Raw genomic sequence first — 20,118 nt, 5'->3', positions numbered from 1 at the left:
GCCGGCCGGGCCGCCCGCGCCCCGGTCGGCCGGCTTCCGCGAGCCGTGCGCGTCCCCGGTCATCCGGCCTCCCTGCGCCCCGAGGGTCTCGATCACCCTCCATCCTGATCGGTGTGTCCGGTTATGGCCTGTCGAGACGGCCGGAATCCTGCGTTCCGGGGAGCTCGTCGAAAATCGTGTGAAGGACTTCCGGATAATCTCTGGAGTTCTCAGGGGAGGGGACCCACTCGTGACCGACCAGACCGGGCATGTCTGCCCCCGGTGCGCCGCCCGCCGGGCACCGGACGGCACCCCGTCCTGCGCCTGCACCGCCCACGCCGCCGACGCCCTGCGGGACGCCCGGTCGGCGCAGGCCGCGGCGACGGAGGACTTCGACCCGCTGCGCATCCGGCCCTACGTGGACCTGAGCGGAGAGGGCCGCACGGGCGGGGCGTCCGGGGGCGCGCCGGGACGGGGGGCGGCCGGTGCGGCACCGCCGGGGCACCGGGACGACGGCGCCTTCGACGACGCGGGAGCGGGCACGGCGCCGGGGCGGGGCGCCGACGCCGCATCCCCCGCGGGGGCCCGGCCGGAGCGGGGAGCGGACGACGCCGCGTCCACCATGCGGCTGGCGGCGATATCCGACGGCCCGGTGCAGGCGGCGGACGCGACGATGCGCCTCAAGGCGCTGCCCTCGGAGCCACGCGCCGCCGACGTACGCCTCTTCCCCGACGGCGGCCCCGCCGGTTCCGCCGCCCCGGCGGCGCCGGCGCCGCACCGGCCCGGACGCCTGCGGCGCGGCGGGTTGCTGGCCGCGGCCGGCGTCGCCGTGACGGTGGCCGCCGCCGCCGGGTTCGCGGGCAGCCTGCTGTCGTACGACACGCCCGCGCGGGACGAGGCGTCGCCGAAGGACGTTCGGGCGAGCGTGCCGGACGTGTCGCCCGAGGAGGCGTCGGCACGGCCGTCGGCGAGCGGGTCGACGGCCGCGTCGGCCCCGGCCGCCTCCGCGCCGTCGGCGAGCGCGAGCCCCTCGCCGTCGGCGTCCGCGTCCTCCTCCCCCTCCGCCCGCGCCTCGGCGTCGCCCTCGCCGTCCCGCACGTCCGCGGCTCCGAGCCCGACGGCCACGGCGACCGGCTCGCCGGCAGCCACCCAGGAACAGCAGGGCTTCGGTCCGGCAACGACGCTGCAGCGCGGTGACAGAGGTCCCGAGGTGACCGAACTCCAGCTGCGGATGGCCCAGTTGAGGATGTACACGGGCAGCATCAACGGCCGCTTCGACCGTCGCCTGGAAGACTCCGTGCGCTGGTACCAGTGGGCGCGGGGCATCACGGCGGACCCGTCCGGGGTGTACGGAGCGGCGACGCGGACGAGCCTGGAGGCGGAGACGTACCGGCCCTGAGCCGGGGTCCCGCCCGTTCGGCCCCGCGCCCCGGCGGACCCGATCAGCCGATGTGCAGGCGGACGGTCCCGTCCCCGGCGGGCTCGACCCGGACCTCGGTCAGATCGGCTACGAGCACGTCCGGCGCGTGGAAACCGGCCCGGGGCCCCACCCCGACGACGCGCATCCCGGCGGCCCGCCCCGCGGCGATCCCGGCTCCGGAGTCCTCGAAGACGACGCAGTCCTCGGGCGCGACGCCCAGTTCGGCGGCGCCCTTGAGGAACCCTTCCGGGTCCGGCTTGCTGGCCCCGACGGACTCGGCGGTGACGCGCACGTCGGGAAGGGCGAGCCCGGCGGCGGCCATCCGCCCGGTGGAGAGGGCGACGTCCGCCGAGGTGACGAGCGCGTGGGGAACGCCGGCGAGGGAGGCGAGGAACTCCGTGGCGCCGGGGACCTCGACGACGCCGTCCATGTCGGCGGTCTCCTCGGCCAGCATCCGCGCGTTGTCGGCGTGGTTCTGCTCCATGGGCCGGTCCGGCAGCAGCACGGCCATCGAGGCGTAGCCCTGCCGGCCGTGCACGACCTTCATCACCTCGTCGCCGTCGAGCCCGTGGCGGTCGGCCCAGCGGCGCCAGCAGCGCTCGACGACGACGTCCGAGTTGACGAGGGTGCCGTCCATGTCGAGCAGGAGGGCGCGGGCGGTCAGAACGGTCGTGGCCGTCATCGGCAGGCTCCAGGGTGCGAGGAGGGGCTTCAGCTGTCCCCCGGGGAACAAGGCGGCCCCGCCCGCCGGTCAGGGGATGCGGGCGGGAGCCACTTTGTTCGTTCACGATACAAAACAGGGCCGCCCCGGCGCCACCGCCCCCCGACCCGGCCCTGCGCCGCCCCGGCCGGCGCCCTCGCCGACGAGGGGACGCCCGCCGGCCTGCGCGGGCTCCGGCACCCGCGGCGACCGCCGCGGCCGAACCGTCACGGACACACGCCCCGCCGCGGCCGGCCGGCCGTGGCGGGGCACGACGGGGCGGGCCACGACGGGGCGGGGCGCGGGGTCAGCCGGCGACGGCCTCGTACAGGCTCCAGATCCCCAGCCCCAGCATCAGCAGCGCCGCCACCTTGGTGATCAGGGCCAGCGGGACCCGCTTCATCAGCGCCCTGCCGCCCACGATGCCCAGTCCGGCGACGGCCCACAGCGCCAGCACGGCACCGAGGCCCACCGACAGGGGGTCGTCGTAGCGTGCCGCCAGGTTCGCGGTCATGATCTGCGTCAGGTCTCCGAACTCGGCGACGAGGATCAGCATGAAACCCGCCCCGGAGACCTTCCAGAACGTCTGGTTCTCCGGACTGCGCACCTCCTCCTCGTCCTCGTCCTTGCGCATCAGCAGCACGGCCGCGCCGCCGAGGAAGAGGACACCGGTGACCGCGTGCACGATCTGCTGGGGCAGCAGGGTCAGGACGCTGCCCGCCGCGACGGCGAGGGCCACGTGGACGGCGAAGGCCGCGGCGACCCCGGCGAAGACGTACGAGGCGCGGTAGCGCGTACCGAGGACGAGGCCCGCGAGGGCCGTCTTGTCCGGCAGTTCGGCCAGGAAGACGACACCGAAGACGAGCGCCATCACGCTGAAGCTGATCAAGATTCCTCAATCGGTCGGGCTGCCCCACCGAGAGTGCTGCGCTTGCGCGCTGTGACGGCGCGACACCTCGGCACGGCAGCGCACGGCGTCGCACGCGCCGGGAGGCGCGAACGATGAAGCCCCCGCCGGAAGGCCCGGCACGGGCGGTGCACTGCTTGCCGAAGGTCTCGCTGGCCGACCTCTGGACGAGGTCCGCCTCCGGGCGCCGGCTCAGGCGAGCTGAGCAGTATGTCGACGGTCCGGCGAAGAGCTACTCCCCTTCTGCGCCGTCCATGGTACGCGACGGCCCCGCGGACCCGCGGGGCCGTCGACCCCGCCGCCCCGGGACCGCGGGCGGCGGCCGCGTCGTCCGGGCAGGTCACCGGGGGTGCCGCCACCGCGGGACCGGGCCGATCGAGACACCCCTCACATCTCCGGCTCACACCGTCCGGGCGCCCGGGACGCGCTCCGGGCGCGCCGCCCGGAGCGAAACTTCCGCGCCGGACCTTGCCATGTCATGAACGCGTCACTAGCTTCTCACCGCGCCCTCATCTCCCGGCAACACGCAGCCGCGAGCATTCGGTCGCTCGCACTTCAACACCCCCACACTCCAAGGGAGTTGGCATGCCCAAGGTCTACGCGCGTCGACGGCTGAGCATACTCGCCGCCGTCACCGGACTCATATCCCTGGCCGGCGTCTTCAACGGCCCGACCGCATCCGCAGCCCTGCCCACCCCGGTCAGCGCGGCCACCGCGCGCACCTACCTCGCGTCCCTCACCGTCGCGGCCGAGAACCGCACCGGGTACGACCGCGACCTGTTCCCCACCTGGATCACGATCAGCGGCACCTGCAACACCCGTGAGTACGTGCTCAAGCGCGACGGATCGAACGTCGTCACCAACTCGGCCTGCACCGCCACCAGCGGGACCTGGCACTCGGTGTACGACGGCGCCACCTGGACCGCCGCCTCGGACCTCGACATCGACCACCTCGTGCCGCTCGCCGAGGCGTGGGACTCCGGCGCGAGTGCCTGGACCACCTCCCGGCGCCAGGCCTTCGCCAACGACGTCACCCGCCCGCAACTGCTGGCCGTCACCGACAACGTGAACCAGTCGAAGGGCGACAAGGACCCGGCCGAGTGGATGCCGCCGCTCAGCTCGTACGCCTGCACCTACGTCCGCGCCTGGGTGCAGGTGAAGTACTACTACGGCCTCAAGGTCGACTCGGCGGAGAAGTCCAAGCTCAGCTCGGTCCTGAACGGCTGCTGATCCCCGCGGGCGGGGGCGCCCCGCGAGCCGCCCGCCGGCGGAGATCCCCGAGCCGCTCCCCCCACTTACCCCCGCGGCGACCGGGATCTCGCCACCCGCCTCCGTCGTTCCGTACCGTACGGTGCGACGGAGGAGGGTGATCACATGGCCGAACTACGCCTGGGGCCGCTGCTGCGGTACGTCGACGACTCGTCGGCGACCTTCTGGGTCGAGACCAGCCGCCCGTGCACCGCCGAGGTCCGCTGCGCGGACGGGACTTCGGGATCGGCCCGCACGTTCACCATCGCGGGCCACCACTACGCGCTGGTGCCGGTGGCCGGGCTGACGCCCGGGACGGAGACCGCGTACGAGGTGCTGCTCGACGAGGTGAGCGTCTGGCCGCCGCCGGAGTCCGCCTTCCCGCCCTCGGTGGTCCGCACCCTCGGCGGCGAGGACGCCGCCGTCCGCGTCACCTTCGGCTCCTGCCGCTGGGCTGCGCCGCCCGCGGACGAGACGGACCCGGTCGGGCCCGACGCGCTGGACACCCTCGCGGGCCGCGTCGCCGCCGAGCCGGACGGCGAACGCCCGGACGTCCTGCTGCTGCTGGGCGACCAGGTGTACGCGGACGAGACCTCGGACGCGACCCGCGCGTGGATCGCCGCGCGCCGCGACCCCGCCCGGCCCCCGGGCGACCAGGTCGCGGACTACGAGGAGTACACCCGGCTCTACTACGAGTCGTGGCTCGACCCCGAGATCCGCTGGCTGCTGTCCACGGTGCCCAGTTGCATGATCTTCGACGACCACGACGTCATCGACGACTGGAACACCAGCGCCTCCTGGGTCGAGGACATCCGCGCGACCTCGTGGTGGCGCGAGCGGATTCTCGGCGGCCTCATGTCGTACTGGGTCCACCAGCACCTCGGAAACCTCTCCCCGGACGACCTCGCGGCCGACCGGCTCTACGCGGCCGTGCGCGAGACTCCGGACGGCACGGACGTGCTGCGGGCGTTCGCCGCGCAGGCCGACACCGATCCCGCCTCGGTCCGCTGGAGCTACCGCCGCGACTTCGGCCGGACGCGGGTGCTGATGGTCGACAGCCGGGCAGCGCGCGTCCTCGACGAAGCGGACCGGGCGATGCTCGATCCGGGCGAGGCGGCCTGGCTGCGCGAACAGGCCCTGGACGCCCCCGAGTCCTGCGACCACCTGCTGATCGGCACGTCGCTGCCCTGGCTGCTGCCCCCGCTCATCCACCAGGCGGAGGTGTGGGACGCCGCGCTGTGCCGGGGCGAACGGGGCGCCCGCTGGGCCCGGTTCGGCGAGCGGCTGCGGCGCGCCGCCGACCTGGAGCACTGGGCGGCGTTCACCGCGTCGTTCGAGGACCTGGCCGACCTGATCTCCGAGGCCGGGTCCGGGGAGCACGCGCCGGCGACCGTGTGCGTGCTGTCGGGGGACGTGCACCACGCCTACGTCGCCGAACCGGTCTGGGCCGAGCCCGCCCGGCAGCCGGCGGCGCGCGTCGTGCAGCTGACCTGTTCCCCCGTGCACAACTCCGTGCCACCGCAGATACGGCTCGGCTTCCGCTTCGGCTGGAGCCGTCTCGCACGACGGCTCGGCCGCGGCCTGGCCCGGCACGGCCGCTGCGCACCCGCGTCGGTGGACTGGGACCGGACGGGCGGCCCGTGGTTCGGCAACCAGCTCATGACCCTGTCCCTGCGCGGGCGTTCGGCCTCGCTGCGCCTGGAACAGGCGGTCCCGGGGCGCGACGGCGCGGCGGAAGGGGAGGTGCGGCTGCGGACGGTCCAGGAGTCCGTACTCACCCCGCAATAGCGGCTTTTCCCCGGTTGTCGCGCCGATCGCCCCCGATGGTCGTGACGCATCCCACACCGGGTGCCGTTCCTTCGCTCCGGGGCTCCGCTCAGGCGGCGCCCGGCGGCATGATGAGGCGGACCGTCCGCTTCCGCGGGCGGTCCGCCGTCCTGCGCCCCCACGCCCGGGAGTCACACCCTTGTCCGCAGAGCCCTCCCCCCACCGCCCCGCCGCGCCGGTCACGACCGGGTTCCCGGCGCCCGCCGGGCCGCCCCGGGTCTCCGTGGCCGTGGTCGGCGCGGGCCCGCGCGGCACGAGCGTCCTGGAGCGCATCTGCGCCTCCGCGCCCGAACTCCTCACGCCGGGCGCACGGCTGACGGTCCACGTCGTCGACCCCTACCCGCCCGGCGCGGGCCGGGTCTGGCGCACCGGGCAGTCCCCGCACCTGCTGATGAACACGGTGGCCTCGCAGGTGACCCTGTTCACCGACGAGACCGTGGACTGCGCCGGGCCGGTCCGCCCGGGGCCGAGCCTGCACGCCTGGGCCGGCGGCGCCCTCGGCCCGGACGCCTATCCGACCCGGGCCCGGTACGGCCGCTATCTGGAGTGGGTGTTCGACGAGGTGGTGCGCGGCGCACCGCCCGGGGTGCGGGTCGAGGTGCACGCGGCACGGGCGCTGCGGCTCACCGACGGGCCCGGCGGGCGTCAGGTGCTCACCCTGTCCGACGGCCGCACGCTCACCGGGCTCGCCGCCGTGGTGCTCGCCCAGGGGCACCTGCCGGTGCTCGCGGACGCGGCGCAGCAGCAACTCGCCGCGGAGGCGGGGCGGCACGGTCTGCGGCACGTCCCGCCCGCCGGCCCCGCCGACGTCGACCTCTCCCCCGTCGCGCCGGGAGAGGCGGTCCTGCTGCGCGGCCTCGGGCTCAACTTCTTCGACCACGTGGCCCTGCTGACGGAGGGCCGGGGCGGGCGGTTCGTGCGCGCGGGCGGCCGGCTGCGCTACCTGCCCTCGGGCGACGAGCCGCGGGTGTACGCGGGTTCGCGGCGCGGCATCCCCTACCAGGCGCGCGGCGACAACGCCAAGGGCCCGTTCGGGCGGCACGTGCCGCTCTTCCTGACCGACGAGGTCGTCCGCCGCTTCCGCGAGCGCGCGGACCGCGGGGACGCGCCGGACTTCCTGCGGGAGATATGGCCGCTGGTCGCCAAGGAGGTCGAGACGGTCTACTACGAACGGCTGCTGGCCTCCTCCGGCCGGGCGGACCGCTTCCGGGAGCGCTTCGAGGCCGCCCCGCACGGCAGCGCCGAGGAGGCCGGCGTGCTGGACGCCTTCGGGATCGCGCAGGAGGACCGCTGGTCGTGGGACCGCGTCTCGCGCCCGTACGCGGGAAGGGAGTTCGCCGGTCCCGCGGACTGGCGGGGGTGGCTGCTGGGCCATCTGCGCGAGGACGCCGCGCAGGCCGCGCTCGGCAACGTGGCGGGTCCGCTCAAGGCGGCGCTCGACGTGCTGCGCGACCTGCGCAACGAACTGCGCCGCATCGTCGACCACGGCGGCCTGCCGGGCGAGTCCCGCAGAGCGCATCTGGACCGCTGGTACACGCCGTTGAACGCGTTCCTCTCCATCGGTCCGCCGCGCCGCCGGATCGAGGAGCTGGCCGCGCTGATCGAGGCGGGCGTCGTGGAGGTGGTCGGCCCGCGGCTCGACGTACGGGCCGAGGACGGCGCGTGGGTGGCCCGCTCGCCCGACGTCCCGGGGTCGGCCGTCCGCGCGACGACCCTCGTGGAGGCGCGGCTACCGGAACCGGACGTGCGGCGGACCGGTGACGCGCTGCTGGCCCGGCTGCTGAAGACGGGAGAGTGCCGCCCGCACCGCGTGGACGGCTACGAGACCGGGGGCCTGGACGTGTCCGCGCGCCCCTACCACCTGATAGACCGTCACGGTCGCGCGCACGCACGGCGGTTCGCGTTCGGCGTGCCCACGGAGGGCGTCCACTGGGTGACGGCCGCCGGAGCGCGCCCCGGAGTGGATTCGGTCACGCTGTCGGACGCCGACGCGCTGGCGCGGGCCGCGCTACGTGCGGCGACACCCGGAGCGGAACCGCCGGCGGGGGCTCACTCATGGCCGAATGTTGAACTTGCAAGTATAGATTAGGCACACCTAACGTAGGTGACCCACTCGGTTCCGTCCCCACGGTCCGGCCCACCCGGTCCGGATCCGACCGAAGGAGTCCCCCACATGACCGGACGCCTCGACAGCGCCCAGCCGTACGCCATAGCCCTGTTCCGCGTGGTCGTCGGCCTGCTCTTCGCGGTGCACGGCGCCGCCTCCCTCTTCGGTGTGCTCGGCGGTGCCGCGGGCACCGACGGCGGCACCGTCGCCGCGGGCACCTGGCCCGGCTGGTACGCGGCCGTCATCCAGCTGCTCGCCGGCACGCTCGTCCTCCTCGGCCTCGCCACCCGTGCCGCCGCGTTCGTCGCCTCCGGTTCGATGGCGTTCGCGTACTTCGACGTGCACCAGTCGGCGGCGCTCTGGCCGATCCAGAACGGCGGCGAACTCGCCGCCCTCTTCTGCTGGGCCATGCTCCTGCTCGTCTTCACCGGCTCCGGCGCCCTCGGTCTCGACCGGCTGCTCGCCACCCGCGGCACCGCGGCCGTCGAGGAGCAGCGCCCGGCGGAGCCGATCACGGCCTGATCCGCGGCGCACGGCGCGGGCCTCGGGCCGCCGGGGGCCACGGCGTTCGCCGGGCAGGCCGCCGCGCGGCACCCCCGCCGCCCGCGCCGGTGCCCCGTCCGCGCCGGCGGCGCCCCCCTCCGGGGACGGCGCCGCCGGTCGCGGCGGACGCCGGACCGTGCGCGAACGTGAGCGTGATGTAACCGATACATGGGGCCCCCGTGGATCTCCGGGCCTTCTCCCGGCGTACGCTGTATGGCTGTTACCGGCCGCCCCTGCCGCTCCCCGCGACATCGCGGCATGGTCCGCGTCCACGGGGGATTCCGGGGGAGTTTCGGTGCTGGAGAGTGTGGGGTCCCTGACGGGCAGCCCCTGGATCTACGCGGCGGTCGCCGTGTCCGTCGTCCTTGATGTGTTCCTGCCGGTCCTGCCGAGCGGTGTCCTGGTGATCACGGCGGCCACGGCCGCGGCGGGCTCCGCCGCCGGCGCCGTTCCGCACGCCGTCCCCGACCTGCTGGTGCTGACCCTCTGCGCGGCCACGGCCTCGGTCCTCGGCGACCTGGTCGCCTACCGCATCGCCTGGCGCGGCGGGGAGCGCCTGGACCGCGCCATCGCCCGCTCGCGCCGCCTCACCACAGCGCAGGAACGTCTCGGCGACGTCCTGGCACGCGGCGGACCGGCACGCGGCGTCCTCGTGGTCGTCGCGCGTTTCGCGCCGGCCGGCCGCTCGGTCGTCTCACTCGGCGCGGGCGCCGCGCACCGCCGCATCCGCGAGTTCCTGCCCTGGTCGGTGCTCGCCGGCTGCGCCTGGGCCGGCTACAGCGTGGGGCTCGGCTACTTCGGCGGCCAGTGGCTGGGGGCGACCTGGCTGGCGACGGGCGTCTCGTTCGGCGCGCTGCTCATCGCCGGCGCCGGCGCGGCCTACCTCGTCCGCCGGCCGGGCCTGCGGGAGCAGCACTCCGGCGTCTGACCGCCCGGCGCGCCATCCGGGCGTGCGTTTCCGTCCCGGCGGCGCCCGGCCGCCGGGAGGAAAGAGCACGCGAGCGCACCGAGCGGGCCGGCGCACGGCCCCGCTATCCGGCGCGACGGGCCGGTGCGCCGCGTACCTCCAGGCTGCCGAGCAGGTCGGCGGTGGCGGCGGCGACGGCCTCGACGGCCCGGTCGAACGCCTCCCTGTTGTGGGCGGCCGGGGCACGGAACCCGGAGACCTTCCGCACGTACTGCAAGGCGGCGGCGCGGACCTCCTCGTCGGTCGCCTCCTCGGGGATGGCCGGGGGACGGAGCGTCTTGATACTGCGGCACATGACTCCAGTGTGACGCCCCCGACGCGATCGCGGCGGCCCGCCGCCGGAACACTCCGCCCGGCGCCGGGCGGACGAACGGCGCCGGAGGACCGCGGGCCCCGGCGAGCGTGCGCCGGGGCGGCGCGCACGGGCCACGGACCGCGGCCGGCGGGGGCGCCGGGCCCGGGCACGGGGCAGGGGCGGGGGCGGGGCCGCAGGGCGGGGGCGGACGGCGCGGACCAACGCGCGGGCGGGCGGCGGGCGGGAGGAGCGCGGCGGCCCCGGTGGCCGCCGGACGAGAGGCTCGGGGACGGCGGGCACCGCACCGCGGAACCGTCCGGGGACGCGGAAGGGGGACCGGGAATAGGGCCGCCGGTCCGGCGGATTGTCCTGAGCGCGACCCGGTGGTCCCTCCCGGGTCCCCTGCGACGGAGGAGCGAGGACGTATGGCGAACGACCGGCTGACGGTGGCGGTACTGGGTCCGGGCGGTGTCGGGGGCCTGCTGGCGGCGCTGCTGGCGCGCGCGGGACACCGGGTGATCTGCCTGGCCGGGGAGGACACCGCGCGGGCGCTGGCCGCCGACGGCATAACGGTGCGCAGCGCCCTCTTCGGGGACTTCACGGCACGGGTGTCCACGGACACCGTGCTCCGGGAGTCCGTCGACGCGCTGCTCGTCGCGGTCAAGGCGACGTCGCTGGACGCCGCCCTGGAGCGCGTCCCGGCCGACGCGCCGGGCGAGGACGCGCTCGTCGTCCCCTTCCTGAACGGCGTCGAGCACCCCGCACGGCTCCGCGAGCGCTACGGCGCCGAACGGGTGGCTCCCGCGGTGATCCGGGTGGAGTCGACCCGGGTCGCGCCGGGCGTGATCGAGCACGGCAGCCCGTTCGCCGAGGTCGATCTGACCGGCGAGACCGCGCCCCGCACCAGGGTGGACGCGCTCGCCCGCGCGCTGGAGGAGTCCGGGGTCGGCGTCCGCGTCGAGGACGGCGAGGCGGCGACCCTGTGGGCCAAGATGGCGTTCCTGGCGCCCTTCGCCCTGCTGACGACCCGCCACGAACTGCCCCTGGGGGACGTACGGGATTTGCATCGCGAGGAGTTGACCGCGCTCGTGGAGGAGACCGCGGCGGTCAGCCGGGCATCCGGCGCGCCGGTCGACCCGGCCGCCGCCCTGGCCCGCTACGACGCGTTCCCGCCGGGCGCCAAGTCGTCGATGCAGCGCGACGCGGAATCGGGCCGCGCCCTCGAACTCGACGCCATCGGCGGCGCGTTGCTGCGGGCCGCCGAGCGGGCGGGCGTGCCGGTCCCGGTGGCGGCCGGCCTCGTCCGGGCCCTGACCCCGACTGCCGGCACGCGGAACTGAGGCGCCCGTCGCCACCGCAGGCGGGCGCGACGGGAGTCGGGCCCCGACCCCGGCCCACGCGACACCCGCCGGCGGTGGCGGTCCCGGTGGCGGTGTCACGTGGGCTCCGGCGTCTCCGGAGACGCGCCGGCCCCGGCACCGGCGGGACGCTAGTGCCCGTACGGCCCGGGCGGGCGCGGGCGCCGACCGGCCTGCCCGGCACCGTGGGCCGGGCCGGCGCGACCGCGGACGGCGCCCGCCCGAACCCCCCGGGTCAGGCACGGGACCTGTCGAGGACCTCCAGGATCTCCTCGGTGGTACCGGTCTCGCCGAGGCGCGGGAAGATCCGCTCGACGCTGTTGCGGTGCGTCTCGGGGTCGAGGTCGGACATCGCGTCCGTGGCCAGCGTGACGTGGTAGCCGTGCTCGTGGGCGGCACGGGCGGAGGACTCCACGCCGATGCTGGTGGCGATACCGGTCAGCACGATCTGGGTGACCCCGCGGCGGCGCAGCTGGAGATCGAGGTCGGTGCCGAAGAAGGCCCCCCAGTTCCGCTTGGTGACGGTGATGTCCTCGGGGTGCACGGGAAGGTCGTCGACGAGGACGTCCCATCCCTCGGGGAAGCTGCGCCCGCGGGCGGGGCCGTCGGTACGGCCGGGGACGGCGTCCGCGCCGTCGGCGGCGGCGGTGACCCGGACGAGGACGACGGGGAGGCCGTGACCGCGGAAGGCGTCCGCCAGACGCGCCGAGCGTGCCACGACGTCGGCCGCGGGGGTCGGGGCGAGGCCCGGGTTGCCGACGATGCCGTTCTGGAGGTCGATGACGACGAGCGCGGTGCGGGGGTCGAGCGTGGTGACTGCCATGGTCAGGCCTTTCGGGGGGTGATGGTGCCAAGTGCCCGGTCGAGCACGGTGACCGCCAGGAGCAGCACGGCTCCGGCGAGCATGAACAGGGACAGGTGGTGCAGGCCGGCGGTGTCGGCTCCGTGCGGGAAGAAGGCCGCGTCCGCCGCCGACGCGGCCATCGCGCCGAGGTACATGCTGGTGCGCAGCAGCCCGGCCGCGGAGCCGATCCGGGCGGGATCGGCCTGCCGGTAGAGGGCGTTCTGGTTGGCGAGCCCGTTGAGGCCCTGCGGTACGCCCATGACCGCGGCGACCGCCGCCGGCAGCCAGATCGCGCTGCCCGCCCGGAGGTCGAGCATCGCCACGCAGCCGACGATCTGGGCGAGGCTGCCCGCCACGAGCTTGCCCCGCACCGCCTCCCGCCGCCCGGTGACGGCGGACACCAGCAGGCCGCTCAGCGACAGCGGCAGCAGCACGAGCCCGGCGGCCGCGGCGCGCAGTCCGCGCCCTTCCTCCAGCCACTGCGTGAACCCGTACAGGAAGGCGTAGGCGGTGGTGTAGCCGAGGAACTGGCGCAGGAAGGTGGCGAGCAGCGGGCCGTTGCCGCCGAGGACGCGGAGGTCGATGAACGGCTCGGCGACCCGCAGCTCCCGGCGGACGAAGGCGGCGCCCGCGGCGACGGCGAGCAGCGGCAGATACCAGCCCGCCGGGCTCGGCTCCATCAGGAACAGCATCAGGCACACGAGCAGGGCCGCGAAGAGGGCCATCCCCGCCGGGTCGATGCCGTGCGGCCTCGCGCCCCGGCCGCCGCGGGGCGCGGGGGTGCGCGCCGCGGCGGTGCGGGCGGACGCGGCGGCACGGGGCGTCCTGGGCAGGCGGCGGGCGCCGAGGACCAGACAGGCCAGCGACAGCGGCACGTTGACGAGGAAGATGGTGCGCCAGCCGCCGAGCCCGATGAGCAGCCCGCCGAGGGTGGGTCCGATCACGGCGACGGTCTGGGCGGAGACCGCCAGCGCGGTGAGCACACCGGCCGGACTGTCCCGCCCGGTGCGCTCGGCCTCGCCGCGCGTGAGGTGCATCGCGGCGGGATACGCGGCCGAGGTGCCGAACCCGAGCAGGACCCGGGCGGCGACCAGGACGCCAAGGGTGGGGGCGAGGGAGCCGAGCAGACCGGCGAGGCCCACCACGGCCGTGCCGGCGAGGTACAGGCGGCGCGGGCCGAACAGGTCGACGAGCCGTCCGATGACGGGCTGCCCGACCGCGGTGGCGAGGTAGAGGCCGGAGACCAGCCAGGCGGTCTGCGCGGGAGGTGCGCCGAGCGCGCCGCCGATCGGCACCAACGCCACAGCGATCATGGAGGAGTTGACGGGGTTCAGTACGGAACCGAGGACCATCGGCGCGATGAGCCGACGGTCGAACCGGTCGGGCGGCCGACGGCCTCCGCGGGTGCCGTCCCCGGGAGCGGGATCGGAGCCGCCACCGGAAGCGGCGCCCGGAGCAGCCTGCCCCGTCCCCGCGTCGGGACCCTGGGGACCGGCATCTCGGCCGGTAGTCCCGGACGCGGGGCCGGCGCCGGAGGCGGGGCCGGTCGGCGCGGAGACACCGGCGTCGACACCGGCCGCGGCGGACCCGGCCCCGGAAGCGACATGACCCGTACCGGCAGCGGGGGCGTGGAGGCGGGCACCCCGGCCGGCAGTACCGGACGCGGGGCCGGCGCCGGAGGCGGGGCCGGTCGGCTCGGAGACGCCGGCGTCGACACCGGCCGCGGCGGACCCGGCACCCGAAGCGACATGACCCGTACCGGCAGCGGGGACCTCGGGGCCGGCAGCGGGAGCGTGGGGGCGGGCACCCCGGCCGGTGCCGGAGGCGGGATCTGCACCGGAGGCGGTGCCGGTGCGGGCGCCCGGGGCGACGCGCAGCCGGAACCGCCTGCGGAGCGTGGATATCACGGACGGGCCAGCCGTTCGAGGAGGGCCATCGCCGCGATGACCGTCTGCCGCTCCTCCTCCGTGCAGCGCTCCTCCAGGGCATGGGCGAGCCAAGCGGACCGGGCCTCCCTGGTGCCTTCGACCCGCTCCCGCCCCGCCTCGGTGAGGGTGATCAACTGTCGCCGGCCGTCACCGGGGTCCGGGGCGCGCTGGATGAGGCCGTATCCGTCGAGGGCGGCGAGCGTGGCGGCCATCGACTGCGGCCGCACCCCTTCGGTGGCCGCCAGCGCGCTGGCGGTGGCGGCGCCGCTCTTGCCCACCAGCGTGAGCGCGGACACCTGCGAGGGCGTGAGGTCCTCCTTCGCGGAGACCTCGCGGATGCGCCGCCGGAGCAGGCTGAACGCCACCCGCAGATCCTGCGCCGCCCGAGCGGCGGAGTCCGAGACGCCCGGGTCGTACGGAGGCGTGCTGTCCTGAGCCATTCCGCCACCGTAAAATAGTCAGGTGAAACTGTCCAGTTCAACCTGTGCAGTTGACCCTGCACACCTGTCCACCCACCCCTCCCTTGCAGGCCAGACGGGGCGAGGAACACTCGTTCGCGTGAAGTCCCGGAAGAAACTCGCCTCGCAAAATCGAACAGGCGTAGCATTGTCATGTGGCTGCGACCTACGACTTTCCGAGTGACCTCCTGGCCGGCCAGGAGGAGCTGCATCAGGTCCGGGCCGAGCTGCTGGCTCTGCTGAAACGACTCCCCTGGTCGGTCGAACCGCTGGACGGCTTCAGTGACACCGGCGGCTGGCGCAAGGTGGAGCGCCCCGCCTCCCCGGGCTGGACCCCGGACGAACAGGCCGAGGTCGAGAAACTCCGGCAACGGGAGCGGGAGCTGGCCGTGTTCGTCTCCGGTCACCGCTTCTGGTCGGAGGTGACCGCGCCGGAGAAGGTGGAGGCGCGGATGAGCCTGAAGCACGCGGGGGACGCGTCCGCGTAGCACCCGAGGCACCCGAGCGCGTACGCGGAGCCCCGAGCGCCCGCACGCACCCGCCGGAACGCGCCGGTAGCCTCTCGCGCTCGCCCGACCGCCGGGAGCTCCCGGACATCCGCCGCGGTAGTTCACCACGCGGCCCCTCACCCCGAGGCGCACCGCCCCGGCCCCGGCCCCGGCCTCGATTGCCAGTCGGGCACGAACGCAGCGGACGCGGGGCGCGGGCGGGCGCACGGGGGCACGTCCCGCCACGCCACCGGACGAGCGGGGCCTCGGGCTGCCGGAAACCAGCAGCGAGCCGCCGTCCGCACTGCGGACGAGACCCCCTTACGCGGCCCGCCGGGCCTCGGCCAGGCTGTCCGCATGGTCCGTATCAGCCATACCGTGTGCGTCGAGCCGGTGCCGCGCCGCTGGTTCGAGCAGATGCTCGCCGAGCTCTACCTGCTGGCGCAGGACACCCGCGCCCACGGCGAACGGATTCTGCTCCCCGGTGGCCGCGACGTGCCCGGCCTACGGCTGCTGAAGGGCACTCACCTGACGCCCGGCGCGGTGTACGAGACCGCCGACGAACGCTCCCGCACGACGCTGTCGCTGCGCTCCTGGACCCGCGGATCGACGCTCCGGGTCGAACAGGTGGTCACGGACGAGGAGATGACGCTTGGCGTCGAGGCGGCGCTGCGCAGCGTCGACCATCCGCGCGAGGCGGAGATACGGGGCTGTGTTCGGTACCCGGGCCGGTGGGAGTCCCTCCTGCGACTGGAGGGACGCGCCCGCGTCGATCTGGACGCCTGGTGGAGGGCCGCGAAGAGCCGGCGCCCCGTGCACGCACCCCTCACGGCGACGCTGACCCACCGCCTCGGCGAGGCGACCGTACGGGCCTGGCCGCGCACCCGCCCCGACGGACGCTGGGACGTACGCGTCGTCCTGTCGGCGCGCGGCCGCTCCTTCCTGCGCCCGCTGGCCGCCGTGGGCCTGCCCGCGTTCCGCGGACGCCTCGGCCACACCTTCGAGAAGTCGATCGACGGCGCAGCCGAACAGTGGAACGAAACCGTCCCCCACGCGACGGCCCGCGCCCCGCACGAACTGCGGTCCTCCGTACTGGAGTCGCCGCAGGAGTGAACGAGCCTTCCCAGTGCAACATCGCCGAGGCTACAGTTGGTCCCCTGAGTGACGCCATGGAATACCGTGACGGCATCATGGGGGATACATGCGGTCGACACTGCATCGATTCGAACGTATAGCGGCCTACATCCCACTCTTCGGCACTTCCGTCATTCTGTTGGTCCAGAATTTTATGCAAGGATTTCTGGCCGGCATGAAAATAAATGCCGCCATCGCCACTCTGGCCCTTTCTTTCATTCTTCTCGCCTGGTACCTCGAAAGTCGCATCCAACGATTCGAGACGGTCTTCGGCGAACTGAAAACAGCAGTGGATAGCCTGGCACAGGAACAGCCGCGCCTACTCGGAGAAGCGAGCTCGAATTTCGAGATTCGGCCCATATCCGTCGCATTCCAGGTGGCCGCGACCCTGACTCCGAGTGTCGGCGTACTACGACTCCACGCGCTGAGCGGGGTCCAGATGAGCAGCTTCCTGCAACACTCGGGCATCGCGGTCGAGAAGTGCCAGTTGCTTGTCTATCTTCCCCCTGCCGAAGAGGCAGCATTCGTGACGCAGATCGAGTCTCAGCTCAGATCGTGGAAGGCTGCCGTGACGAACGGTCAAATAAAGCAGCTCGAGGTACGCAGATACAAATTTTTCCCGACGCAGTACACGGCGATATTCGATTCGAAGTTCCTTATCGACGGCCTCTTTCATCCGAACTCGGCTGAGCCCGCTCACGCGACGGTACGCGATCCGCTGACCGTTCATGCGCAGTCACTGTCCGGAGCTCGACTGGTATCCGAGTACATCGACCGATTCGACCGTCTTTTCGCCTCTCTCGAAGATGCCGAGGCAGGTTTCTCCATGAGCCATGCCTAGGTTTTTCGCTTCTCGCGGCGTTCTGTGAAAAAATACGTCCGGAATCCGGCACAGGTTGACAGGAGCCGTGTGCACGCCGAGTCGACCAACGCATCCTGCGAGTTCTGCCCGGGTCAGCTTGAGCAGCACTGGTTCAACGATCCTTTGATGAGATCCGGATCTGCTCTCGCGATCCCCGCAGTCGGTTCGCTCGTTCCCGGCTACCTGCTGGCGCTGCCGTTACGCCATGTCCCCAACGCATCGCTACTGCCCTCGAGCGAACGGGGCGATTTCGCGGACTTCGTCCTATCGGTCAACACTTGCCTGTCTGCCGTCTACAGCCGTCCCGTCACCATGTTCGAGCACGGGGGCTGCGCATCAGATCCCCTCGATTCGTCATGCATCGCCCATGCACACGTCCACCTTGTTCCGGGGGTGTACGACCTGGCCGGGGCCACGCCCGGCCGCGTGGAAAAGTACCGTTCGTGGGCCGACTTCATAGATTCTGCGCCCGAAGGGCCGTATCTGGCCTGCACAGACGCAGGGGGAACCGTCTGGAAGTTTCCCGACCTCCGGCAACCGCAGTTCTATAGGCAGGTGGTAGCGAAGTGCTTACATATCGCGGACCGGTGGGACTATGCCGTACATCCAGAATGGGCCAACATAAGACAAACCTACATCGATTTCTCCTCGGTCTCCTGACTCACACTCCTTATCGAAGTCATGCGCGTTGAGAAACAGCTCGCCGCGACCACTGACGAATTCGGTACTGACCACAATCTCAGCATGGATGGCATCGTACTGGCCGGTGCCGGAGAAGCTCGCTCTTCCGATGACGCGCAGGGAGAAGCTCTACTCCTCGTCCGAAAGGCAGATCAGCTTGAGTGGGCAGGAATCGGGCACATCGGTACTGCGTGCAGCGGCGCCGGCAGGCCCTGCAGATCTCTCTCCCCTCCCCCCGCTGGCGAGGCTTCTACCTGCGGGAATGTTGACTGATCCGGCTCTGCAGCACATCCAGCCCCGCCGCCCGGCCCCGCAGACCGACAAGCGTGATGTTCCCACTCATGTACGACTCAACAAGTGGCTGCCCACTCACCACAGGTGCGGCTGCAGCAGTAGGCGCCCGCGCGAGTCACCGGGAGTAGGGCTCGCACGCGACCCCGTCCCCGTCCCGATCCAGCCCATCCCTGTACCCCGGCTCACCCCGGTGCAGAGGCGCCGCACCAGCCGCGCGCGCGGCATCACAGTTCTCGTAGTAGACGCCCTCCGCACTCGACGACGACTCCGGCTCCCCCGATGCTGACGTCGCCGACTCCACCGGCTCCGATGCCGTGACCGTCTCCGTGAACGTGACCACCGGCCGATTAGGGTCCTCCCTCTCCGGCTCTGCAGCGCTCGGCGAACCCTCCACCGTCGGAGACGACTCCACGGCACTGCTGCTCGGCGCCTGGCCCCCAGGCTCCGGGGAACCGCCTCCGCACGCCTCCAGGAGCCCGCCCAGAACCAAGAACCCGACCACCAGGCCCACCACAACGGTCAGGACCTTCGCCGACATGCCCAGGGCGGCCCAACGCCTCCGAACCGGCATGCGCCGTCCTCCGCCGTCGGCCATCGCAACACCCCGCGTCGTCAACCAGACGTTTCCTCAACTGCACCACCAGCCGAAGCAAACCGCATCCGGGCATACTGGTCTCGTGCAGTCGCAGGTCATCCCGCACGGCTACGTCACCGCCCACCAGACCGCCCGACACCTCGGGCTCACTCTTGACGGCGCCCGCCAGCTCGTCCGACGCGGTCGCCCGAAGCGTTCCGGCGGCACACCCGACCAGCCCCGGTACGCCGGTCCCGACGCCGCCGCACGCCAGACAAGCAAGGCAACTTGACTACAGGTCAGGCCCGTGTCGCGACCTCGGTGAACAGCTGCGCCCCGAATCGGGATGCCACAGACACACGAAGAAGCCCCGGAGAGCCCACAGGCCCGGGGTTTCTCCGTGCCAGCCTCACCACGCATGCAAAGGGACGACAACGCACGGCCAGGCGCCGCCGTGCACGTTTGACGCCGGACGGAAGCACGGACGGCGAACAGTCCGCGCCCCACAATCCGGCCGTCACCCACACGTGTCACAGATCCGGGACGCGAGCATGGGGCCGGTCCGCATCGTCGATGATGCCCCCTCAGGCAAGCCATCCCAAGGGGGACCATGCGCACCCGAACCGCCCTCGCCTTCATCGCCGCACTCCTGCTCGCGCTCACCGGCTGCTCATCCGGCAGTGACGACAAGGCCAACGCCGCGCCCGCTGGCAGTAGTGCAGCCAAGAAGAAGACCGACGCCGACAAAGCCACCCTCGAACAGGCGGTGAGGGACTACACCGCGGCTCTCTTCAGCGGCGACGCATCCGGCTACAACCTGGTGTCGGCACGCTGCCAGAAGCAGATGAGCGCGGCCGCATTCACCACCCTGGCCAAGGACGCGCACCAGCAGTACGGCAGCCAGAAGGCGACCGGCGTACACATCGACCAGATTGCGGGCGACCTGGCTCGCGTCAGCTACGGCGCCGGGAACATCCCGCAGTTCAATCGCGAGTCGCAGGCATGGACTCGTGAAGGCGGCACGTGGCGCTGGGACGCCTGCCCCTCGATTGGATGACACCCCGACGCGAGCCCGGCCCGGCCCGCGCCACACAGGCCGGACCACGGCACATCTGGAGGCACGTGTGGCCACCAACCTCCGGGAGCTGATGTCCCACTGGTACCAGCTCCGCGCCCGCACCCTCGTCGCATCCGACGTCCGCGTCGTCTGCGGCCACGGAGCCGCCGACAGCGCCGCCTGCATCCACCCCGTGAGCAGGGGCGGCGCGCGACTCGACCGACCCCGCCGATGTGCCCCCATCCACCCGACGGAGTTCGCCGAGGATCTGTTCGACCGGTACGGCCTGATCTGTCCTCCGCGCGCACCCCAGCGCTCCGATCAGGAGCGCGGGAGTTGCGGCATCCCCACCATGAAATGCGCAATGGCCGTGATCCTCTAAGGGAGAGTTAGGGACGCCCCTAGATAGTGCGCACGTCGTGAGGGTGTAGGCACTGCGTAACCAGA

Annotated in this window: 21 protein-coding genes; 14 read left to right on the top strand and 7 right to left on the bottom strand. The window is 73.2% G+C overall.

Annotated elements, in window-relative coordinates; translation table 11 throughout:
* Positions 1–229: 229 nt before the first annotated feature.
* Positions 230–1,378, top strand: a complete 1,149-nt coding sequence (locus ACGFS9_RS30120) for a peptidoglycan-binding protein (RefSeq protein ID WP_393257503.1) — start codon at positions 230–232, stop codon at positions 1,376–1,378.
* A 43-nt stretch (positions 1,379–1,421) separates the two neighbouring features.
* Here ACGFS9_RS30120 and ACGFS9_RS30115 read toward each other — a convergent pair whose 3' ends face one another.
* Both ACGFS9_RS30115 and ACGFS9_RS30110 read right to left on the bottom strand, forming a co-directional pair.
* The gene (locus tag ACGFS9_RS30115) at positions 1,422–2,081 is read right to left on the bottom strand and encodes an HAD-IA family hydrolase (protein WP_393257501.1); all 660 of its coding nucleotides are present in this window, start codon (positions 2,079–2,081) and stop codon (positions 1,422–1,424) included.
* A 325-nt stretch (positions 2,082–2,406) separates the two neighbouring features.
* Positions 2,407–2,988, bottom strand: a complete 582-nt coding sequence (locus ACGFS9_RS30110) for a TMEM165/GDT1 family protein (RefSeq protein ID WP_393257499.1) — start codon at positions 2,986–2,988, stop codon at positions 2,407–2,409.
* A 603-nt stretch (positions 2,989–3,591) separates the two neighbouring features.
* Here ACGFS9_RS30110 and ACGFS9_RS30105 point away from each other — a divergent pair.
* From ACGFS9_RS30105 to ACGFS9_RS30085, 5 genes are all read left to right on the top strand, one after another.
* The gene (locus tag ACGFS9_RS30105) at positions 3,592–4,236 is read left to right on the top strand and encodes an HNH endonuclease family protein (protein WP_393257498.1); all 645 of its coding nucleotides are present in this window, start codon (positions 3,592–3,594) and stop codon (positions 4,234–4,236) included.
* Positions 4,237–4,380: 144 nt separating this feature from the next.
* The gene (locus ACGFS9_RS30100) at positions 4,381–6,042 is read left to right on the top strand and encodes an alkaline phosphatase D family protein (RefSeq protein ID WP_393257496.1); all 1,662 of its coding nucleotides are present in this window, start codon (positions 4,381–4,383) and stop codon (positions 6,040–6,042) included.
* Positions 6,043–6,220: 178 nt separating this feature from the next.
* Positions 6,221–8,170 carry an FAD/NAD(P)-binding protein gene (locus ACGFS9_RS30095; RefSeq protein ID WP_393257494.1) on the top strand — a complete coding sequence of 650 codons (1,950 nt, stop codon included), beginning with the start codon at positions 6,221–6,223 and terminating at the stop codon, positions 8,168–8,170.
* Positions 8,171–8,254: 84 nt separating this feature from the next.
* On the top strand, positions 8,255–8,710 hold the full coding sequence (locus ACGFS9_RS30090; protein ID WP_393257492.1) for a DoxX family protein: 456 nt from the start codon (positions 8,255–8,257) through the stop codon (positions 8,708–8,710).
* Positions 8,711–9,026: 316 nt separating this feature from the next.
* Positions 9,027–9,659, top strand: coding sequence for a DedA family protein (locus tag ACGFS9_RS30085; RefSeq protein WP_393257490.1), 633 nt, complete (start codon positions 9,027–9,029; stop codon positions 9,657–9,659).
* Positions 9,660–9,762: 103 nt separating this feature from the next.
* Here ACGFS9_RS30085 and ACGFS9_RS30080 read toward each other — a convergent pair whose 3' ends face one another.
* The gene (locus tag ACGFS9_RS30080; protein ID WP_393257488.1) at positions 9,763–9,993 is read right to left on the bottom strand and encodes a DUF2277 domain-containing protein; all 231 of its coding nucleotides are present in this window, start codon (positions 9,991–9,993) and stop codon (positions 9,763–9,765) included.
* Positions 9,994–10,418: 425 nt separating this feature from the next.
* Between ACGFS9_RS30080 and ACGFS9_RS30075 the strand changes: the two genes are divergently transcribed.
* Positions 10,419–11,333, top strand: a complete 915-nt coding sequence (locus tag ACGFS9_RS30075; RefSeq protein ID WP_393257487.1) for a ketopantoate reductase family protein — start codon at positions 10,419–10,421, stop codon at positions 11,331–11,333.
* 253 nt (positions 11,334–11,586) lie between these two features.
* Here ACGFS9_RS30075 and ACGFS9_RS30070 read toward each other — a convergent pair whose 3' ends face one another.
* The 3 genes from ACGFS9_RS30070 to ACGFS9_RS30060 form a co-directional block, all read right to left on the bottom strand.
* On the bottom strand, positions 11,587–12,174 hold the full coding sequence (locus ACGFS9_RS30070; RefSeq protein ID WP_393257485.1) for a hydrolase: 588 nt from the start codon (positions 12,172–12,174) through the stop codon (positions 11,587–11,589).
* A gap of 2 nt (positions 12,175–12,176) precedes the next feature.
* Entirely contained in the window at positions 12,177–13,547 is a 1,371-nt protein-coding gene (locus ACGFS9_RS30065; RefSeq protein ID WP_393257483.1) for an MFS transporter, read from the bottom strand.
* A gap of 551 nt (positions 13,548–14,098) precedes the next feature.
* Complete coding sequence (locus ACGFS9_RS30060; RefSeq protein ID WP_393257481.1) at positions 14,099–14,563, bottom strand: MarR family winged helix-turn-helix transcriptional regulator; 465 nt, start codon at positions 14,561–14,563, stop codon at positions 14,099–14,101.
* Between the two features lie 173 nt (positions 14,564–14,736).
* On the opposite strand from ACGFS9_RS30060, the gene ACGFS9_RS30055 reads away from it, so the two are divergent.
* From ACGFS9_RS30055 to ACGFS9_RS30040, 4 genes are all read left to right on the top strand, one after another.
* A complete protein-coding gene (locus ACGFS9_RS30055) occupies positions 14,737–15,069 on the top strand; it encodes a hypothetical protein (RefSeq protein ID WP_393257479.1) in 333 nt (110 codons plus the stop codon).
* Positions 15,070–15,426: 357 nt separating this feature from the next.
* Positions 15,427–16,182 (top strand): hypothetical protein, encoded by a 756-nt coding sequence (locus tag ACGFS9_RS30050; protein ID WP_393257477.1) that lies wholly within the window; start codon positions 15,427–15,429, stop codon positions 16,180–16,182.
* Positions 16,183–16,270: 88 nt separating this feature from the next.
* On the top strand, positions 16,271–17,044 hold the full coding sequence (locus ACGFS9_RS30045; RefSeq protein ID WP_393257475.1) for a hypothetical protein: 774 nt from the start codon (positions 16,271–16,273) through the stop codon (positions 17,042–17,044).
* Positions 17,045–17,113: 69 nt separating this feature from the next.
* Positions 17,114–17,725, top strand: a complete 612-nt coding sequence (locus ACGFS9_RS30040) for a hypothetical protein (protein WP_393257473.1) — start codon at positions 17,114–17,116, stop codon at positions 17,723–17,725.
* 430 nt (positions 17,726–18,155) lie between these two features.
* On the opposite strand, the gene ACGFS9_RS30035 is transcribed toward ACGFS9_RS30040, so the two are convergent.
* Positions 18,156–18,578: an excalibur calcium-binding domain-containing protein gene (locus tag ACGFS9_RS30035; RefSeq protein ID WP_393257521.1), complete on the bottom strand. Its 423-nt coding sequence runs from the start codon at positions 18,576–18,578 to the stop codon at positions 18,156–18,158.
* Positions 18,579–18,717: 139 nt separating this feature from the next.
* On the opposite strand from ACGFS9_RS30035, the gene ACGFS9_RS30030 reads away from it, so the two are divergent.
* The 3 genes from ACGFS9_RS30030 (at position 18,718) to ACGFS9_RS30020 (ending at position 20,053) form a co-directional block, all read left to right on the top strand.
* Positions 18,718–18,906, top strand: a complete 189-nt coding sequence (locus ACGFS9_RS30030) for a hypothetical protein (protein WP_393257471.1) — start codon at positions 18,718–18,720, stop codon at positions 18,904–18,906.
* A 318-nt stretch (positions 18,907–19,224) separates the two neighbouring features.
* On the top strand, positions 19,225–19,671 hold the full coding sequence (locus tag ACGFS9_RS30025; protein ID WP_393257470.1) for a hypothetical protein: 447 nt from the start codon (positions 19,225–19,227) through the stop codon (positions 19,669–19,671).
* Positions 19,672–19,738: 67 nt separating this feature from the next.
* Entirely contained in the window at positions 19,739–20,053 is a 315-nt protein-coding gene (locus ACGFS9_RS30020) for a hypothetical protein (RefSeq protein ID WP_393257468.1), read from the top strand.
* The last annotated feature ends 65 nt before the right edge of the window (positions 20,054–20,118 follow it).

Source organism: Streptomyces sp. NPDC048566 (assembly GCF_043199735.1).
Taxonomy (GTDB): Bacteria; Actinomycetota; Actinomycetes; order Streptomycetales; family Streptomycetaceae; genus Streptomyces.
The sequence above is the reverse complement of the archived record's forward strand: the minus strand, read 5'-3'. Positions and strand labels throughout refer to the sequence as shown.

Bases quoted from the DNA above. Each gene is read 5' to 3' on its own strand.
- ACGFS9_RS30035 (WP_393257521.1), bottom strand. From the start codon at position 18,578: ATGTCGGCGAAGGTCCTGACCGTTGTGGTGGGCCTGGTGGTCGGGTTC.
- ACGFS9_RS30115 (WP_393257501.1), bottom strand. From the start codon at position 2,081: ATGACGGCCACGACCGTTCTGACCGCCCGCGCCCTCCTGCTCGACATG.
- ACGFS9_RS30070 (WP_393257485.1), bottom strand. From the start codon at position 12,174: ATGGCAGTCACCACGCTCGACCCCCGCACCGCGCTCGTCGTCATCGAC.
- ACGFS9_RS30065 (WP_393257483.1), bottom strand. From the start codon at position 13,547: ATGGTCCTCGGTTCCGTACTGAACCCCGTCAACTCCTCCATGATCGCT.
- ACGFS9_RS30050 (WP_393257477.1), top strand. From the start codon at position 15,427: ATGGTCCGTATCAGCCATACCGTGTGCGTCGAGCCGGTGCCGCGCCGC.
- ACGFS9_RS30080 (WP_393257488.1), bottom strand. From the start codon at position 9,993: ATGTGCCGCAGTATCAAGACGCTCCGTCCCCCGGCCATCCCCGAGGAG.
- ACGFS9_RS30075 (WP_393257487.1), top strand. From the start codon at position 10,419: ATGGCGAACGACCGGCTGACGGTGGCGGTACTGGGTCCGGGCGGTGTC.
- ACGFS9_RS30045 (WP_393257475.1), top strand. From the start codon at position 16,271: ATGCGGTCGACACTGCATCGATTCGAACGTATAGCGGCCTACATCCCA.
- ACGFS9_RS30105 (WP_393257498.1), top strand. From the start codon at position 3,592: ATGCCCAAGGTCTACGCGCGTCGACGGCTGAGCATACTCGCCGCCGTC.
- ACGFS9_RS30100 (WP_393257496.1), top strand. From the start codon at position 4,381: ATGGCCGAACTACGCCTGGGGCCGCTGCTGCGGTACGTCGACGACTCG.
- ACGFS9_RS30060 (WP_393257481.1), bottom strand. From the start codon at position 14,563: ATGGCTCAGGACAGCACGCCTCCGTACGACCCGGGCGTCTCGGACTCC.
- ACGFS9_RS30090 (WP_393257492.1), top strand. From the start codon at position 8,255: ATGACCGGACGCCTCGACAGCGCCCAGCCGTACGCCATAGCCCTGTTC.
- ACGFS9_RS30025 (WP_393257470.1), top strand. From the start codon at position 19,225: ATGCGCACCCGAACCGCCCTCGCCTTCATCGCCGCACTCCTGCTCGCG.